Source organism: Streptacidiphilus neutrinimicus, assembly GCF_000787815.1.
In the GTDB taxonomy this organism is placed as follows: Bacteria; Actinomycetota; Actinomycetes; order Streptomycetales; family Streptomycetaceae; genus Streptacidiphilus; species Streptacidiphilus neutrinimicus.
Genome location: NZ_BBPO01000042.1, coordinates 55,152 through 72,342 on the forward strand (window position 1 = coordinate 55,152; position 17,191 = coordinate 72,342).

At 71.1% G+C, this 17,191-nt stretch carries 11 protein-coding genes and 2 pseudogenes; 10 read left to right on the plus strand and 3 right to left on the minus strand.

Going from position 1 to position 17,191, the window contains the following annotated elements; translation table 11 throughout:
- The first annotated feature begins 185 nt into the window (after nucleotides 1–185).
- From TR48_RS24645 to TR48_RS24660, 4 genes are all read left to right on the plus strand, one after another.
- Nucleotides 186–1,241: a CobW family GTP-binding protein gene (locus TR48_RS24645; RefSeq protein ID WP_236652311.1), complete on the plus strand. Its 1,056-nt coding sequence runs from the start codon at nucleotides 186–188 to the stop codon at nucleotides 1,239–1,241.
- Entirely contained in the window at nucleotides 1,238–2,293 is a 1,056-nt protein-coding gene (locus TR48_RS24650) for a WD40 repeat domain-containing protein (protein ID WP_042371010.1), read from the plus strand. The genes TR48_RS24645 and TR48_RS24650 overlap by 4 nt, the downstream gene beginning before the upstream one ends.
- Nucleotides 2,294–2,454: 161 nt before the next feature.
- Nucleotides 2,455–2,730: a hypothetical protein gene (locus tag TR48_RS46630; RefSeq protein ID WP_369405609.1), complete on the plus strand. Its 276-nt coding sequence runs from the start codon at nucleotides 2,455–2,457 to the stop codon at nucleotides 2,728–2,730.
- 52 nt (nucleotides 2,731–2,782) lie between these two features.
- Entirely contained in the window at nucleotides 2,783–3,124 is a 342-nt protein-coding gene (locus TR48_RS24660) for an ArsR/SmtB family transcription factor (RefSeq protein ID WP_042371068.1), read from the plus strand.
- 263 nt (nucleotides 3,125–3,387) lie between these two features.
- Here the strand turns inward: TR48_RS24660 and TR48_RS24665 are convergent, their stop codons facing one another.
- Nucleotides 3,388–4,218 (minus strand): Asp23/Gls24 family envelope stress response protein, encoded by an 831-nt coding sequence (locus tag TR48_RS24665; RefSeq protein ID WP_042371014.1) that lies wholly within the window; start codon nucleotides 4,216–4,218, stop codon nucleotides 3,388–3,390.
- Nucleotides 4,219–4,976: 758 nt separating this feature from the next.
- Here TR48_RS24665 and TR48_RS44990 point away from each other — a divergent pair.
- Nucleotides 4,977–5,700 (plus strand): annotated as a pseudogene (locus TR48_RS44990) (transposase family protein); the annotation flags it as partial.
- 231 nt (nucleotides 5,701–5,931) lie between these two features.
- Here TR48_RS44990 and TR48_RS43580 read toward each other — a convergent pair.
- Together TR48_RS43580 and TR48_RS24675 are read right to left on the minus strand one after the other, a co-directional pair.
- Entirely contained in the window at nucleotides 5,932–6,096 is a 165-nt protein-coding gene (locus TR48_RS43580) for a hypothetical protein (RefSeq protein WP_161789905.1), read from the minus strand.
- Between the two features lie 82 nt (nucleotides 6,097–6,178).
- The gene (locus TR48_RS24675; RefSeq protein ID WP_052442973.1) at nucleotides 6,179–9,163 is read right to left on the minus strand and encodes an AfsR/SARP family transcriptional regulator; all 2,985 of its coding nucleotides are present in this window, start codon (nucleotides 9,161–9,163) and stop codon (nucleotides 6,179–6,181) included.
- Between the two features lie 337 nt (nucleotides 9,164–9,500).
- On the opposite strand from TR48_RS24675, the gene TR48_RS24680 reads away from it, so the two are divergent.
- The 5 genes and pseudogenes from TR48_RS24680 to TR48_RS46635 all read left to right on the plus strand — a co-directional run bounded on the left by TR48_RS24680 (nucleotide 9,501) and on the right by TR48_RS46635 (nucleotide 16,657).
- Nucleotides 9,501–10,022, plus strand: coding sequence for an AfsR/SARP family transcriptional regulator (locus TR48_RS24680; protein ID WP_052442974.1), 522 nt, complete (start codon nucleotides 9,501–9,503; stop codon nucleotides 10,020–10,022).
- 143 nt (nucleotides 10,023–10,165) lie between these two features.
- Nucleotides 10,166–10,931, plus strand: a pseudogene (locus TR48_RS40815) (YqjF family protein).
- Nucleotides 10,932–11,718: 787 nt separating this feature from the next.
- Nucleotides 11,719–15,552, plus strand: a complete 3,834-nt coding sequence (locus TR48_RS24690; RefSeq protein WP_052442975.1) for an RHS repeat-associated core domain-containing protein — start codon at nucleotides 11,719–11,721, stop codon at nucleotides 15,550–15,552.
- A gap of 35 nt (nucleotides 15,553–15,587) precedes the next feature.
- Nucleotides 15,588–16,118 (plus strand): hypothetical protein, encoded by a 531-nt coding sequence (locus TR48_RS24695; RefSeq protein ID WP_042371018.1) that lies wholly within the window; start codon nucleotides 15,588–15,590, stop codon nucleotides 16,116–16,118.
- A gap of 209 nt (nucleotides 16,119–16,327) precedes the next feature.
- The gene (locus TR48_RS46635; protein ID WP_369405610.1) at nucleotides 16,328–16,657 is read left to right on the plus strand and encodes an SMI1/KNR4 family protein; all 330 of its coding nucleotides are present in this window, start codon (nucleotides 16,328–16,330) and stop codon (nucleotides 16,655–16,657) included.
- Nucleotides 16,658–17,191: the final 534 nt, after the last annotated feature.

Below are 17,191 nucleotides of genomic sequence, written 5' to 3' on the forward strand. Positions count from 1 at the left end.
GTCCGCCAACTCGACTGCACCGAACCGGGATGCCCGCCCGTCGAGACCGTCATCGCGGTCCTCGCCGCCGACGGCACCACCCGCCGCTGGACCCTGCACCACCCCGTCATCGAGATCACCCCGCAACTACTGGCCGTCACACTCGCCACCAGTCCCGCCACCAGCGAACGCTAAGGAGCACCCGCGTGACCACCGACACCACCGACCTGCCCGAGAACGAGACCGAAGTCGGGGATGCCCTGGACACCCGCGTCCCCGTCACCGTCCTCACCGGCTTCCTCGGCTCCGGCAAGACCACCCTGCTCAACCGCATCCTGACCGAGCAGCACGGCCTGAGGATCGCCGTCATCGAGAACGAGTTCGGCGAGGTCGGCATCGACGACGCCCTCGTCCTGGACGCCGAAGAAGAGATCTTCGAGATGAACAACGGCTGCATCTGCTGCACCGTCCGCGGCGACCTCATCCGCATCCTCGGCGCGCTCATGCGGCGCCGGGAGCGCTTCGACCGCATCGTCATCGAGACCACGGGCCTGGCCGAGCCGGCCCCGGTCGCGCAGACCTTCTTCATGGACGACGAGATCGCCTCCCAGCTGCGCCTGGACGCCATCGTCACGCTCGTCGACGCCGCCCACATCCGCGCCCACCTCGACGAGGTCAAGCCCGAGGGAGTGGAGAACGAGGCCGTCGAGCAGATCGCCTTCGCCGACCGCATCGTGCTGAACAAGACCGACCTCGTCGACCACCAGACCCTCGCCGAGGTCGTCGCCCGCATCCGCGCGGTCAACGCCCTCGCCGACATCCTCCCCGCCCAGCAGGCCGCCGTGGATCTCCCGCGGATCCTCGACGTGCACGCCTTCGACCTGGACCGGGTCCTGGAAACCGACCCGCAGTTCCTCACCGAGACCGAGCACCAGCACGACACCACCGTCACCTCCGTCGGCATCGACCTGGAGGGCGAGCTGGACGAGGACCGCCTCAACACCTGGCTCGGCACCCTGCTGCGCGAGCGCGGCACGGACATCTTCCGCTCCAAGGGCATCCTCGCCCTCGAAGGCGCCGAGCGGCAGTACGTCTTCCAGGGAGTCCACATGCTCCTCGACGGCGAGATGGGCCGCCAATGGGGGATCGGGGAACCGCGCCGCAACCGGCTCGTCTTCATCGGCCGCAACCTCGACCGCGACGAGCTCAACGCCGGCTTCGCCGCCTGCCTCACCGCCACCCCCGCGGCGGTGACCGCATGAGCACCGCCACCACGTTGGACGTCGACACCGCCTGGGAAACGGCGGTGGAGGACGCCCCCGTCGCCGTCCACTCCGCAGCCGGCCTCGTCGCCGTCGCCGGAGCCGACGGCACCTGCTGGATCCTCGACACCACCACCGGCGACATCGTCGCCACCGTCACCCTCCCCGGCGGCATCCTCGCCGCCCAACTGTCCCCGGACGGCGCACATCTTGCCCTCGGCGGCCCGTTCGGCCACGCGACCTGGAGCCGCGCGACCAACACCACCCTGATCTCCAAGACCGGCAACTGGTCCGCCGCCGTCCGCTGGGGCGGCAACGACAAGGTCGCCGTCGCCTCCGGCCGCCGCGCGCTCGTCCTCGCGGCCGACGGTGAGCAGCTGTGGGCCACCGACCCCGCCCCCAGCACCGTCACCGACGTCGCCTGGCTGCGCGAGAACCGCCGCCTGGCCACCACCGCCTACAACGGAGTCCGCTGCTACGAACGCCACAGCGCCAGGCCCGTCACCGAGTACGGCTACCTCGGCTCCCACCTCGCCCTCGCCATCGCCCCCACCGGACGCTGGATCTGCAGCGGCAACCAGGACGCCTCCATCCACATCTGGCGCACCCTCCCCCAGCCTTCGGCCGGGGGTACCCCCATCGGCGGCGACCTGACCATGCACGGCTACCCCGACAAGATCGCCCGCCTCGCCTTCGACGACACCGGCTACTGGCTCGCCTCCGACGGCGCACCCGACATCACCGTCTGGGACTTCTCCGGCAAGGGCCCTGAAGGCACCCGCCCCCGCACCCTGCGCGCCCACGAAACCGTGACCGCGCTGGCCTGGCGCCCAGGCGGCGCCGGGATCCTCGCCAGCGCCGGAGCCGAAGGCACCCTCGCCCTGTGGCGCGCCACCCGCGGCCGAGCAGGCGCCCGACTTCGCCCCGCCCACACCCGCGAACTCGACCAACCCGTCACCGCCCTCGCCTGGGCCGGACCCGACCTCCTCGTCACCGCCGACTGGGAAGGCCGCGTCCACGCGAGCCGCCTGCCCGCGGCACTCCCGAGGTGAACGGCCGGATGCCCCAAGCGCCGGCCGGGCGAACCACCCTGCGCAGCCCCGGCCGCCCCTGCCTGCTCACCCTCTGCCGGGGCTGCTGCTGCGGCAGCCCCGGCAAGGGGCGCGACACTGCGGCAGCGACACAGCTCGCCCGCCTTCGCGCTGCGGCGGAGATGAGATCCGGAGCACGCTTCGAGGTCCGCACCTCCGACTGCCTCGGCCCGTGCGACCACGCCGATGTCGTGGTGATCCAGCCCTCCACCGCAGGCCGCCTACGCGGCGGCCGACCCATCCGGATCGGCTGGAGCGGCACCCGGGGCTGCACCGACGACCTGCTCACCTGGGTCGCGGCAGGAGGGCCGGGGATCGCGCCGCCCCCACCCGCCCTGGAGCTGCACGCCTTCCGGCCCGCCCGGCCGGCGCTCGGGCCCCGCCGTGCACGCCGCTGACCCGGCAGATGGCCGACCAGGCACCCGGCCCGAACCCTGCGAGGCCGGGTGCCTGCTGGGCCTCCCGCGCCCGGCCTCGTCACGACTCGACCCCGGAACGGCAGCCCTGGTCGCCACCGCCCTCCAAGCCCTCGCCACACCCTCCCGGCTGCTCATCCTCGCCGCCCTGCGCGTGGCGCCCCACTCCGTCACCGAGATCGCCGACCAGGTCGGCATGGAACGCTCCGCCGTCTCCCACCAACTTCGCCTGCTGCGCACTCTCGGCCTGGTCTCCTCAGGACGTGACGGACGCCGGGCGATCTACCGGCTCCACGACGACCACGTCGCCCAGCTCCTCGACCAGGCCGTCCACCACACCCACCACCTCACCCTCGGCATCCGCGACCCGACGTGAGGGTGACGCGCCGGCGGCCGGGCGCGTCACCGGGCGCTCGCGAACATGTGTGGGCAGACTGGCCGCAACGAGCACCTACTAGCTATAGCGAGGCGGAGTGTGGCCGTGCACGAGTCCCGCCCTTTCGGAAGCGCCATGAACGTCGCGAGGTTCCCGGTCACAGGCGTGTGGTGAAGGGTCCGTCGGGGAGCTTGCCCAGCCGGCCCCCATCGGCGAGCTTGAACAGCTTCCCGCGTCCCTCGCCTGGAGGGGGTGATGGTATGTCAGTTGCAGTCAGGCGTCTGGGCCAGGGGCGGTGCGATTGCCGCCGTGGCGCCCTGCTCGGGGGGCTGGGCGCTGCGCTTTTGGAGTTGTCTTGCGGCGTCGTGTGCTCGAACCGGGTCGTAGAGGGTCACCGTGGTACCCGGCGCGTGGGCCGCGGCCGCGCGCGGTGTGTATCGGCGGGCGCGGACGTCGTACCGCGTAGCCAGTTCGTCGACGGCGCCGTCGGGAACGTTCCACAACACCGCCAGTGCCGATCGCGTCAACCACTCGTCGGGAAAGAGAGAGCCAGGGCCGCTGTCGCTGCGGTACTCCACCGCGACCGGCTGCGGTCCCACCCGGGCGCTCAACCAGCCCTGTACGGCGCGGGCATCGACCGGGGACAGGCGAACGGAGAACGGTCCGCAGTCCACCGTGCCCGCGTCCGTGTGGAGCACCACCGTGACCGAGGTTCGCCGCCCCGCCCGCAGCCGCTCCACGACCTCCACGCGCCGCAAGTCGGTCAGGGCAAGGCTCGACGAGCGCAGGAAGCGCGCAACCGCCAAAGTGGTCACGCCGTCCTTGGAGCGGAATTCGATCCACCGCACCGTTGTCGTCGACAGCATGACGGCTGCGGTCAGGGCGAGGCCGACCACGGCCAGGGCGGTCAGAGTGACGAGGAGCCACAGGACGCCCCACACGAACCCGCTACCGGTGAACGCCGCGATCGCAAGGCTCACGACCAGCAACGGGCCCGCGATCAACAACGGGACCACGACGCTGCCGCCCAACGCGGAGCCCAACTCCCCGATCCGGCTGGGCACGAACACCAGCCGTTCACCCGCCGCAGCCATCGACCCACCCCCGCCGCCGCCCATGCAAGGCCATGCGTCAAATGTATGCACCCGTCGCGACATCCGTAAGTGGATTCTTCTGACCCAGCCAAAGGACACCGGGCCAGTACCTCAGTGCCGCGATCACGTCCGACGTCAGCGCGCGGTTGGCAGTCTCTACCCCACACTCTCCCACCGGTCGGCAGAGTGATCTCCCATGACCAGGCAAACGTTGTCTGATGCGGCACTCAATGATGGTGTGCCCGACCTGCACCACAACGACCCCGTAGCCCAGACCAACACGGCCATCGGCGCCCTCTTCCGCCAAGCCCCGAATGGACGCATACCCGCCGGGGACCGAGCGGTCTCGGACGAGCTCCTGAGCGTCTGGCGCGCAGCCGTGAAAGCGCGGGACAGCGAGCAGAGGCCCGAACCACTTGCCGCCTGAAGGCCGGCGTAGGGTCCAGTCATGCCTTCGAACACCGCGCAGACCAGGTACACCGCTGCCGCCTGAAGGCCGGCGTAGGGTCCAGTCATGCCTTCGAACACCGCGCAGACCAGGTACACCGCGAAGCCTGGCGACACCCGTAAGGGCTGCTGCCTTGCTGTGGTGGCGACGATCCTCCTTGGGGCGCTAATCGTTGGGGTGCTGTTCCTGCTCGGTCCGAAGGGCTGACCTCAGGCCCGCCCGTACAGCACAGCGTCGTGGCGGGTGGGGCTGCGATGGCCGTTCTCGATGTGGTGGTGGGCAATGCCGGACAGGCGGCCCTCCAGGGCGCCTGAGGGCGAAGGAACGACAGCTCGGTGGGGGCAAGGTGACGTTTTCTCCGGAGGATTGCGCGTTCCTGGCGGCTCTGCTGGTTCCACTGCCGCGGGAGCCCCTGCGTCGGCTGCGGCTGCTCGTCCGCCCGGACACGGTGCTGCGCTGGCATCGTGATCTCACGCGGCGGCGCCACGCCCCTGCCGACCGAAGCGCCCCGGACGTCCGCCCACGGTCCGTTCGATCCGGCTCCTTATCCCGCGCCTGGCGCGCGAGAACCCCTCATGGGGATACGGGAGAGTGCACGGCGAACTCGCCGCTCTCGGCGTCAAGGTCGCCGCGTCGACGGTCAGGGAGACTCTCAAGGCCGAGGGCATTGACCCCGCACCCGACCGCAGCGCCACCACCTGGGTGGACTTCCTCCGTACTCAGGCCGATGCGTTGCTGGCATGCGACTTCATCGAGACCGTCACCCTGACCGGCCAACGCCAGTACCTCCTGGCGGTCATCGAGCACGCCACCCGCCGCGTCCGGATCCTCGGCACCGTCGCGCACCCTAACGCGAGCTGGGTCACCCAAGCGGCACAGAACCTGATCTGGCCGACGCCGGGATCCAGGCTGTGCTCACCGGCGTCCGGATGCCGCGCATGAACTCCATCATGGAGCGCTGGGCACATATCTGCCGCCACGAACTCCTGGACCGGACCCTGATCCGGAACGAAAGCCACCTACGCCGCGCGGTGGCGGTTATCGACCCTCCGCGGGGACGACGGACGCCGCTCCCGCTGCCGGAAACGGACCACGCAGGCCGTCCGGCCAAGACGGCGGTGATCACCACGACCTATCGCCCGTGGCGACCCGTCCTGATCAGCTCAGCCCTCGCACGCCGGTCGCCGCGAGGCGATCCTGCGGCCCGCGCAACGACGTGACGCCCGGACGCGAGTGCGCCGGGCGTCAGGGGTGCCGCGTGTCCGTCAGGGCTGGGTGCGGACCTCGTTGGGGCTGACCGTGCCCGGCTTGCGCGGCGGGGCGGTCGGGTCCGTCGCGGGGTCGACCGCGACGACGTCGTTCGCGAACGACGGGTCAGCCGCGACGGCCTCGGTCGGGTCGGACTGCTGCGGCTGCTCCGGCGTGCTCATGGTGTTCCTCTCAAGGGTGTTCAAAGTCGGGCGACCGAGGCGTGCTCGGCCTGGGCCTATCTTCGCGGGTGAGAGTCAACATTCAATCAACGAGGCCGGCGACCAGCTGCACCGCCCCGACCTCCGATGCCTCCGGAGCGCCCAGCCGCTGGAAGCCGTCCCTGGCCAGGGTCAACTGGTCCGTCGCCCTTCGCCCGTCGCCCAGGGCCAGCAGCGCCCGTCCCATGGCCCATCTCGCCAGCGACAGGTGGTAGTGCAGCTCGGACGCGTCCAGCAGGTCGAGGGCCCTTGCGGCGAGCTCCTGGGCGGGCCTGGCCTCGCCCAGGTCGAGCCGGCAGTGCGCCAGCCGGGCGAGCACCAGCGCCTCCAGGCCGAGCCGCTGTTGGGCGCGGTAGAGCGACAGGGCCTCGGCGAAGTGCGCTATCGCCGTGCGCGTGTCCCCGGAGCTGCTGAGCACGATGCCGAGCTGGTAGCGGGCGTCCGCTTCCGACCTGCGGCTTCCGGAGGTCAGCGCGGTCGCCAGGCCCTCCTCGGCCGCCTGCCGGGCCGGGTCCGGTCGGCCCGCGGTGAGTTCGCCGCGTGCGATGTTGCCGAGCAGGCGGGCTTCGTCGGCCACGTTGCCCAACTGGGCGGCGAGGCTGCGGGCTAGGCGCAAGTGCTTCAGCGCCTCCTCGGCCCGGCCCGCGGCGTTCAGGTTCACCGCCAGTTCCGCGACCAAGGTGTAGCGGATCTCCAAGCTCTCGTCGTCCGGCAGCAGCGCCAGCGCCACGCGGAACTCCGACTCGGCCTCGGTGACCCGGCCGGCCAGGGAATGGCGCAGGCCGGTGAGGTAGCGCAGGCGGGACAGGGCGCGAGGGTCGTCGGTGCGTTCGGCGGCGAGAGCCGCGGCGGGGAGGATGTCGCGCAGTCCGGGGCCCGCGGACTCGTCCTCGAAGAGCCAGACCCAGGCGAGCAGCAGGTCGACGAGCGGGCGCATGCCAAGGCGCGGCTCGACGCGCAGGATCTGCTGGGCGAGTTCGTGGAGGACGGTGCGGTCGCCGCGCAGGGTGACCCACTCCAGCGCGGCGTCGCCGAAGCGCGTCGCCTCGTCGTCCGTGCCAGGGCGCGGCGGGTGGAGCCGCCAGCTCAGCGGGGCCTGCTCGTTGGCGGCGCGCCAGGCCGTGCAGACGTACTCCAGTTGCTGCTCAAGCAGCCGCAGCACGGCCGCCGACCACAGCTGCTCCGGCTCGGACGCGCGGGCCCGGGCGCGGGCGAAGACGCGGACCAGGTCGTGGTAGCGGTAGCGGCCCGCGGACTCGGCCTCAAGGAGGCCGGAGTCGACCAGCGACTCCGTCAGGACTTCGGCCTCGGCCAGCGGCAGTTCCAGCACCGCCGCGGCCGCGGAGAGCGAGAACCAGGAGACGGCGGGGATGGAGAGCAGCCGAAACGCCCACGCCTGCCGTTCGCTCAGCAGCCGGTAGCCCAGCTCGAAGGTGGACTCCACGGCCAGGTCCCCGACCCGCAGCTCCGCGAGGCGCCGCTGTTCGTCGCGCAGCCGGTCCAACAGCGAGGCCACGGTCCAGCGGGGCCGGGTGGCCAGGCGGGAGGCGACGATGCGGACCGCGAGCGGGAGGTGTGCGCAGGCCGCGACCAGCTCGGTGGCCGCCGCGCCCTCCGCCGCCACCCGGGCGAAGCCGGCCACCGCCGCCAGGAGTTCCAGCGCCTCCAGTTCCGCCAGCGCGGTCAGCTCGGTGAGCAGCGCGCCGGGGATGCCCGCCAGCCGCGCTCGGCTGGTGACCAGGACCGCGCTGCCCGAGGTGCCGGGGATGAGCGGCAGGATCTGTGCGGCGTCCCGCGCGTTGTCGAGCACGATCAGCACCCGCCGGTCGGCCAGCCTCGAGCGGAGCAGCGCGGCGCGTTGGGCGGTGGCGTCGGGGAGTTGGGCGGCGGGGACGCCGAGGGCGAGCAGAAAGTCGCCCAGCACGGCCGCGGGGTCGGCCGGGCCGGGGGAGGTGCCGCTGAGCTCCGCGTAGAGCTGGCCGTCGGGGAAGGCGGCGCGGACGCGGTGGGCGATGCGGACGGCCAGGGTGGTCTTGCCGACGCCGCCGATGCCGGAGAGGCCGTGCAGGGTGACGGCGGAGCGTTCGGCCGCGCTGACCAGCGAGTGGCAGATGCTCTCGACCAGCGCGGCGCGCCCGGTGAAGTCGAGTGTGTCGCTGGGCAGTTGCGCGGGGACGGGGTCGGGTTCCGGTTCCACGGGTGCGGAGTCCGACGCCCGCCTGCCCTCAGTTGCCAACAGGCTGGGGTCGCCGGCCAGGATGCGCCGGTGCAGATCGGTCAGCTCCGGTCCCGGCTCGATGCCCAGCTCGTCGATCAGCAGCCGTCGGCCGGCGTCGAAGAGGGCCAGTGCCTCGGCCTGCCGCCCGCTGCGGTAGAGGGCCAGCATCAATGCGGCGCGTGGCCTTTCGCGCAGCGGGTGTTCGGCGACGAGCGGGCCGAGCAGGGCCAGCACCTGGTCGTCGTTGCCGCTGTCGGCCTCCGCGCCGGCCAGCGACTCCAGCACGCTCAGTCGGGCCTGGGCCAGCCGGTCGCGCTCGCGCTCGGCGAACGGGCCTGGCACGCCCGCCAGCGGTTCGCCGCCCCACAGGGCCAGGGCCTGCGTGAGCAGGGTCGCGGCGCGCGGCGCGTCCCCGGCGGTGCGGGCGGCCGCGCCGGCCTCGGTCAGACGCTCGAACTCGACCACGTCCGTGATGCTGTGGGGCGGCAGCCGCAGCGCGTACCCGTCGCCGACGGAGACCAAGACCCCGACCCGGTCGCGGCCGGCAGCCTCCGGAGCGAGCAGGGTGCGCAGCCGGGAGACATAGGTGCGGACCGTGCCGACGGCGCGGGCGGGCGAGTCCTCGCCCCAGAGGGCGTCCACCAGCTCCTGCGCCGCAACGGCCTTGCCCTGCGCGAGCAGCAACCGCACCAGCACGGCGCGCTGCTGCGGTGATCCGGCGTTGAGCGGGTCGCCGTCGCGTCTCACCACGACCTCGCCGAGCAGAGCGAACTCCAGCTTCTTGCCCGCCGAACCTCCCACCCCGGACATAGGCGTCCCCCGGTCATCCGCGTACGTCGACCAGCGACGACTGCTCCCCGTACTGCGCCTCGGAGGGTAGCACCAGTGGCCGAAGGAATACCTCCTTCGTGCGGCTGCTCGGCGTTGATCCGTTGTGCATCGGGTCCTGCCAGGCTCTGTCGTGGCAGCCCCGAGGAGGGGACCGTCCCGCCGACGACGCAGAGCGAACAGGACCATGACGAGCAGCATCCTCCAACTCCCTCGCAGCAGGACCACGTGGCGTACGGCCGAGGCCGGCCCCGACGAGGCCTGCACGCCCTGGACCGGGCCGGTTGCCAAGGGGGGCGCCCGGCGGGGAGGGCGAGGGGTGGAGATCTCACTGCTCGGTCCGTTGCGTGCGTGGGACCGGGGCTGCCCGCTGTTCCCCGGGACACCCGTGCAGCAGGCGCTGCTGACCATACTGGCCCTGCGGGCCGGCATGGAGGTGTCGGTGGTGGAACTGGTGGAGGGGGTCGTGGGTTCGGTCGAGGGGGAGACCGGGCCCTTGGAGGAGGAGCTGCACGGGCACGTCGCGCCCGTGCAGCTCCTCCTGCGCCGCGGGGGCGTTGGGGGTGCCCTGCAGTGGACCGGCGGCGGCTACCGGCTGGCGATCAACCCCGTCCAGGTGGACGCGATCGCCTTCGAGTACACGATCGGCGACGCACGGGCGTTGATGGGGATCGACCCCGGCGCCGCAGAACTGCTGCTGGACAACGCCCTGGGGCGGTGGCGTGGCGCGCCGCTGCACGGCGTGCCCGGGCCGTTCGCGGAGTGGGAGCGGACGCGGCTGTGGGATCTGCATGACGAAGCCTTCGTCATGCTCCGTCGCCTGCGCTTGCTCCGGCGTTGAGCGGCGGAGTCCGGGACCGGCTCCCCAGGGCGCTCGGGGGGGCGCTCAGGGGAGCCTCCCGGACCTCGGCCTGCCCGACTGATCAGCCGGCGACCGTGACCCCGCCCTGTCGACAGCCCTCGGTGGCCTGGGACGCTGGTGCGATGTCGCTCGCTCCCGCCTCCGCCGAGCCGATAACCGCAGATCCTGCGCGTGAGATCCCCGACACGCTGCTCACCCAGTCCTGGCTCGACCTGTCGTTCCTGCACTGGGCCGCCGACCCGGCGGACGTGGCACCGCTGCTGCCACCCGGGACGGTGCCGGACACGCTCGACGGGATCACGTACATCGGCCTGGTGGCGTTCCGTATGCACCGCGTGGGGTGGTTCAAGACGCCCGGCATCCCCTACCTGGGCACCTTTCCCGAGACCAATGTGCGGCTCTACTCCGTGGACCACCACGGCCGCCGCGGCGTGGTCTTCCGCTCGCTGGAGGCCTCGCGGCTGCTTCCGGTGGCCTTCGCCCGAAGCGCCTTCCGGCTGCCCTATACCTGGGCCCGGATGACGATCCACCGGGAGGGGGACACGATCACCTACTCCAGTCGTCGCCGCTGGCCGGGACCGCGTGGCGCGCGCAGCCGGATCACGGTGCGCATCGGGGGGGCGGATCGAGGAGCCCACTCCGCTCGAGCACTTCCTGACCGCCCGCTGGGGCATGCACAACGCTTTCTTTGGCCGACCCGTGTACCTACCCAACACCCACCCGCGCTGGCCGCTGCACCGCGCGGAACTCCTGGAGGTCGAGGACGAGTTGGTGGCCGCGGCCGGGCTGCCCATGCCGTTGGGGCCGCCGGTGAGCGTGCTGTACTCCTCGGGCGTACCGGTTCGCTTCGGCCGCCCCGCCCGTCCGGGAGGCCTGCCTACCCCCTGACCCCCGACGGGCCGTGCGGATGGTCGCTGCAGACGCCAGGCCGCCCGGGATCATCCGGGAGGTCGGCGACGGCTGGGGATCCTGTGGGTGCCGATTATTGCGTCCATGCACCCATGAGGGCCGGGCCTGTCAAGCGCACACGGGGTCCTGTCCTCGGGGTTTCCGGAGGTCTCCCCTGGGGTGGCGGTGAGGTGTGGCTTCCTCGTAGTGGCCGGGGACTGCCGCCGTGCGGGAGGGGTCCAGTTGGAGCGCCCGGAGCCCGGCGAGGGACGAGTGGGCGAGGACGAACGAGCTGGACGCCGACGAGCGGCGGCGGATGATGGTGGGCTGAGAAAGTGTGAAGTTGTTGTCGTGCTGCGGTTGTTCGGGACGGTCCCCTGGACGGAGCGTGGTCGGCGTGGTGGTTCACATGCACCCATTCGGCGTCTGACCGGTGTGGTCGGCGCCATGACCGTGGTCCGGGGGCCGGGGCTGCTCAGTCAGGTCATCGAGAGCTTTCGAGCGACGGCCGAGTGGGGGTCTTACGGCTCGAGGCAGGCGAGGGCGGTCGCTTTCAGACCTTCGGACGGGGCGATGGCCGCCACACGACACGACCTCATCCCTCTGACGGTGTCTGTCGAACCGCGTGCTGCGGTACCCGTCCGGCCGCGAGATCGTCGTTCAGCGGCGGCCCTGAACATCGACGTCCGGCCTGTGCACCGAGGCGCCTGGCCTGACCTCCGTGCCTGGTAGCCGACTTGATAGCTTGACCCGACCGGCAATCGGGTGACCTACGGGGGGTGGGATCGTGAGCGGACAGATCGCGCACGCCATGGAAGACGCCGCGCGCAAGGCCGAGCAGGGTCTGGCCCAGGACTTCAGCAAGGCATACCACTCCATCCTCAAGGACACCGAGGAGAAGACCACGCAGGTTGCCGAACACGCCGCCGAGAACGAGGCGAAGACGGTCGAGGACCTGGGCAAGTCCGCCGAGCACGCCACCACCGAGCCCCACGAGCCCCACCCGGACGGCGGCGGCCCCGGCCCCCGGCCGGCCCCCGGGAACGACGAGAACCTCCTCGGCGACGGTCGCCAGCAGGTCGCGGACCCGCATGACGCCGGACGCGGCGACGAGGGAATCTGCGAAGGCGGCGAACCGGTGGACATGGCGACCGGGCGCATGTTCATCGAACAGGTCGACGCGGCCCTGCCAGGCGTCCTGCCGCTGCGGTTGACCCGTCGCTTCGAATCGGGCTACCAGGCCGGCCGTTGGATGGGCCGTCGCTGGGCCTGCACGTTCGACGAGCGCCTTGAGATCGACGACGAGGGCATCGTCCACCTCGGCGCCGACGGCCGAACCCAGGCCTACCCGCACCCTGAGCCAGGGGAGTGCGTGCAGGCGAGCGCCGGTGCCAGGCGCGATCTCGAGGTTGAGCCCGGCGAGCGTGGCTATGTGCTGACGGATCGGAAGGAGGGAATCGCCCGCGAGTTCACCGTGCAGCCCGGCGGCTCCGAGGCCCTGCTCACGCGGGTGCGCGGCCGCGGAGGAGACCATTACGACCTGGTGTACGACCGCCACGGAGTGCCGCAGGAGATACGACACAGCGGCGGGTACCGGCTGCTGGTGTCGGTGGCTGATGGTCGGCTGGCCGAGATCCGGCTCGCGGGCGCGGCGGCTGACGGCGGTGACCAGGCGCTGGTCGGTTACGGGTACGAGGACGGACGGCTGACCGAGGTCCGCAATTCGTCCGGACTGCCCCTGCGTTTTCTCAACGACGCCTGGGGCCGCGTCACCTCATGGATCGACCGCAACGGCAGCCGGTACGACTACGTCTACGACGCCGCCGGACGGGTGGTCGAGGAGGGCGGAGCGGACGGGGCACTGCACTTCACCTTCCGCTACGGCAGCCCGGACCCCCAGACCGGCGTGCGCCGCAACGAAGTCACCAACGCGCTGGGACACACCACCGCGTACGAGGTCAACGGCCGCCATCAGATCACCGCCGTCACCGACCCGCTCGGCCACACCACCCGCTACGAGCGCGACGCCTTCGACCGGTTGTTGTCCCGGACCGATGCGTTGGGCCGTGCCGTGCGCTACGTCTACGACGAGCAAGGGGACTTGGTCGCCATCACGCGACCGGACGGCGAACAGACCCTGCTCGCCTACGCCGACGAACTCCCGCTGCCCACCCACATCACCGAGCCCGGAGGCCGGACCTGGCAGCAGCGCTTCGACCACAACGGGCACCGGGTCGAGCTCACCGATCCGCTGGGAGCCGTCACACGCTGGACCTACGACGAACAAGGCCATCTCGCGTCCGTCACCGACCCCTACGGCGCCACGACCGCGGTGGTCTGCGACGCGGCGGGGCAGCCGGTCCAGGTCACCGACGCCCTCGGGGCGACGACCCGCATCGCACGCGACGCGTTCGGGCGCCCCTGCCGCGTCACGGATGCGCTCGGCCGGACCACCACGACGACATGGACGGTGGAGGGACAGCCCGCCACCCGCGTCCACCCCGACGGGGCAACGGAGTCCTGGACCTGGGACGGCGAGGGCAACCTGCTCAGCCACACCGACCCCGCAGGGCGGACCACGGCCTTCGAGTACACCCACTTCGAGACCCTGGCGGCGCGCACGACCGCCGACGGGGCACGCGTTGCCTTCACCCACGACGCCGACATGCAACTGGTGGGCGTCACCGACGCCCTGGGGCGGCAGTGGGCATACCAGTACGACGCTGCGGGCCGGCTCACCGGTGAGACGGACTACAACGGCCGCACCACCCGCTATGACCTCGACGCGGCCGGTCAGATCGTCACCCGAACCAACCCGGCGGGCCAGACCATCAGCTACCGCTACGACGTGCTCGGACAGCTGGTCGCCAAGGACGGCGACAACAGTGCCGTGTACGGCTACGACCTCGTCGGCAACCTGGTGAGCGCCACCGACGCTCAGAACCGTCTGCTCCGCACCCACGACGCACTGGGAAACCTGCTCAGCGAGAGCGTCGCCGGACGCACCCTCACGCACACCCGCGACCAGGCCGGACGTCGGACCCGCCGCACGACACCGTCCGGGCACGCCACCGAGTGGAGCCGCGACGCCGCAGGGATGCTCGTCAGCGTCCGATCCCAGGACAACGTCATCGACTTCTCCTACGACCCGGTCGGCCGTGAGTGCACACGCCGCTTCGACGCCGCGCTCACCCTCGACACGAGCTGGGACGAGCGGGACCGCCCCACCGCGCAGACCCTGACCGTCGCCGGCATCACGCCCTCTGTCGGCAGCCTCGGCGCGACGGGTTCGCCGGTTACGACGCTGCTGCGGCGCACCTACGGCTGGGCGCCTGACGACAACCTGACCTCGATTGCGGACCAGCGCAGCGGGACCCGCCACTTCGAGCTCGATGCGGTCGGCCGGCCCATCACCGTCCACCGGCCCGACGGAGCAGAGAACTACGCCTACGACAAGGCCGGCGACCTCGTGGACGCCCGATGGCGTCCCGCCGCCGACGGTCCGGCCGAGGGGCCCAGGAATCACGCCGGCACCGATCTGGTCTCGGCCGGGCGGGTCCGCTACGAGTACGACGCGGCAGGCCGGGTGACCGTACGACAGGTGAAGCGCCTGTCCGCCAAGCCCGACACCTGGCGCTACGCCTGGAATGGGGACGACCAGCTCGTCCAGGTCACCACACCGGACGGCACCGTCTGGCGCTACCTCTACGATCCGCTCGGCCGCCGCACAGCCAAGCTCCGGCTCGCCGGCGACGGGACGATCGCCGAGCGCACCGACTTCACCTGGGACGAGAACCGGCTGGTGGAGCAGACGACCGTCTCCCCGCACCTCCCCGGACCGTACGCGATCACGTGGGAGCACGACGGCTTCACCCCGCTCAGCCAGACCGAGACGATCACGACCGTCAGCGGCGACCAGGAGCGAGTAGACCGCCGCTTCTTCGCCATCGTCACCGACCTCGTGGGCACTCCCACGGAGCTCGTGGACCCCGCCGACCAGACGATCGCGTGGCGGGCCAGCTCCTCCTTGTGGGGCAACACAGCGTGGCCCGCCAGCAGCACGGCCTACACGCCGCTGCGGTTCCCGGGCCAGTACTTCGACCCGGAGACCCGCCTCCACTACAACCTGTTCCGCTACTACGACCCCGAGACAGCCCGCTACACCAGCCCCGATCCGCTCGGCCTGCTGCCCGGCCCCAATCCCCAGGCATACGTGCCCAATCCGCTGCTGTGGATCGATCCCCTCGGGCTCTCCGCGCACAAGCGGTCCGGCGAACCGCAGGAGATCAACTGGTCGCCGAAGAGCGTGAAGACCTTCGGCCACGCCTTCAAGGACCACGGCCAGAAGAAGACCATCCAGCAGATGGCGGACCGGGCCCGGAACAAGGGCGGTCCGCAGGGCAGGTGGCTCGACGACGCCAAGGCGGCCGAGGTCATGCGAGCCAACTACCGACCCGGCCTCACCAAAGCTACCGACGCCTACGTCATCGACATCCCGGAAGGACTGGGCGTCGAGGTCTCCGAGGACGGAACCGTGGTACCCGTACTCCACGCCATCGTCGTACCGAGCCCGGGAGGCCTCATCAAGAGCGGCTACCCCACCAGCAAGACAGCACCATAGACACACAGCGCCGTCCCACCCCGAAAGGCTCACAGATGACCTTCACCTTCCACCTGACCAGGCCCACCCAGACCCGACTCGACGCCGACTACCTGGAGGATCAAGGCCCGTTGGAGGACCCTTCCGACTACGACTACCTGGCCATGCGCGCCTGCACGGACCTCGCCCAGACCGACACCGCCTTCCACATCGGAGGCTTCGGCACACAGGACTGGGGATTCGACATCTCCTACGACATGTCGTCCTTCGTCGAGAGCCTCCCCGAGCTCGTCGAGGCCCTGCACGGGCGCAAGGAATTCGAACTCGACCTCTACCCCCAAGGGGTCGAACGCACCCTGACCTTCCGCTTCCCGAGCCCTGACACAGTCGAAATCGACTGCGCCTCCCGCACCTCCTGGGTACCGAACCCCCCGACGGAGACCACCTCGCGCACGCAGCTGCTCGCCCTCTGCCACGCGCTCCAGCAGGATCTCGCCGCCTCCCTCGCCGCCATCGGCTCGGACGTCGCACAACTGCCCCCGTTCAGCACGTGGCAACCGGGCGGATCCCCCGTCGAACCCTCCTGAACTAAATCCACCGGACGAAGATCGATACCCACCGCAGAGCTGGCTTTGCACCTGAGAGAAGCGAAGCCCCTGCGTCGGTGCTGCATGTCATCATCGGCGCGTGATCGAGCTGCCGAAGAACGCCGTCGACCCATGGATCCCGCCCATCTCCGAGTCGTGGCGGCGGATCGACACGTGGCGGCAGAGCGTGCGCCGGCCTGTCTCGCGGGCTGCGCTCGCCAGCCACGAGCGAGGCCATCGCGCGTACGGAATCTCTCATCGGGATGCCGCTGCCCACAGACCTGCGCGAGTCGCTGATGTGTCACAACGGAGGGGACGGCTTCGGCAGTGCTCTGCCGTGCAGTCAGCTCTTCCCGGCCGACGAGATCGTCGCCGCGCACCACATGCGCTTGGAGAACTGGGACCGGGACGAGCCGGAGAGGGAGGAAGCCCCTGGTGGGGCGACGACTAGGGGCCCTTCGCAGGTGACAGCGTCAGGCCCTACGTCATCGCTTCACACCCCGGCATGTGGCACGACCACGTCGGGGTCGCACCCATGACGACGGCGCGGGCTCCCTTGGCTGGCCTTCGCTCGGGGCCTGGCTTCACCACGTGGCGGAGGTCATGGAGCGCTTCGACCAGCATGACGCCCATACCGTTCAGCCGCCCATATTGCGCGGCGACGGAACACTTAAGTAGTGGTGGTAGGCGATCACCAGGGCGGACCCTTGCCCCACATCATCTTCGGCAACCCCGACTGGATCCTGTCGCGCGCACAGCCCCGCACCTGTCTCGCCAACGGCCCCCGTTCGGGGCCCCGCCAGAACGATGGGAAGAGGGAGACCGCGCGGATCTCCACCGCACCCCGGCAGGCCTGGGATCGGCATTCTGCTCCGCGTTTCTACTGGTCAGCGCCGAATCTCCAGTGCACCTCCGGCGGCGCGTGGGAGCCACAGAGGAGGTCGGGGGAGGCACAGCGGAGGTGCCCTGTCACCTCGTCGCAGCGGGAGTGTGCCGTGCAGCCCGCGCCGATTCCCTAGCCTGTGGAGTGGTCGCCCGTCGGGGCAGTCAGCGACTGATGACCGGACCTTTCA

Excerpts from the sequence above, each read along its gene's own strand:
- TR48_RS24650 (WP_042371010.1), top strand. The coding sequence starts at position 1,238 with ATGAGCACCGCCACCACGTTGGACGTCGACACCGCCTGGGAAACGGCG.
- TR48_RS46630 (WP_369405609.1), top strand. The coding sequence starts at position 2,455 with ATGAGATCCGGAGCACGCTTCGAGGTCCGCACCTCCGACTGCCTCGGC.
- TR48_RS24665 (WP_042371014.1), bottom strand. The coding sequence starts at position 4,218 with ATGGCTGCGGCGGGTGAACGGCTGGTGTTCGTGCCCAGCCGGATCGGG.
- TR48_RS43580 (WP_161789905.1), bottom strand. The coding sequence starts at position 6,096 with ATGAGCACGCCGGAGCAGCCGCAGCAGTCCGACCCGACCGAGGCCGTC.
- TR48_RS24675 (WP_052442973.1), bottom strand. The coding sequence starts at position 9,163 with ATGTCCGGGGTGGGAGGTTCGGCGGGCAAGAAGCTGGAGTTCGCTCTG.
- TR48_RS24695 (WP_042371018.1), top strand. The coding sequence starts at position 15,588 with ATGACCTTCACCTTCCACCTGACCAGGCCCACCCAGACCCGACTCGAC.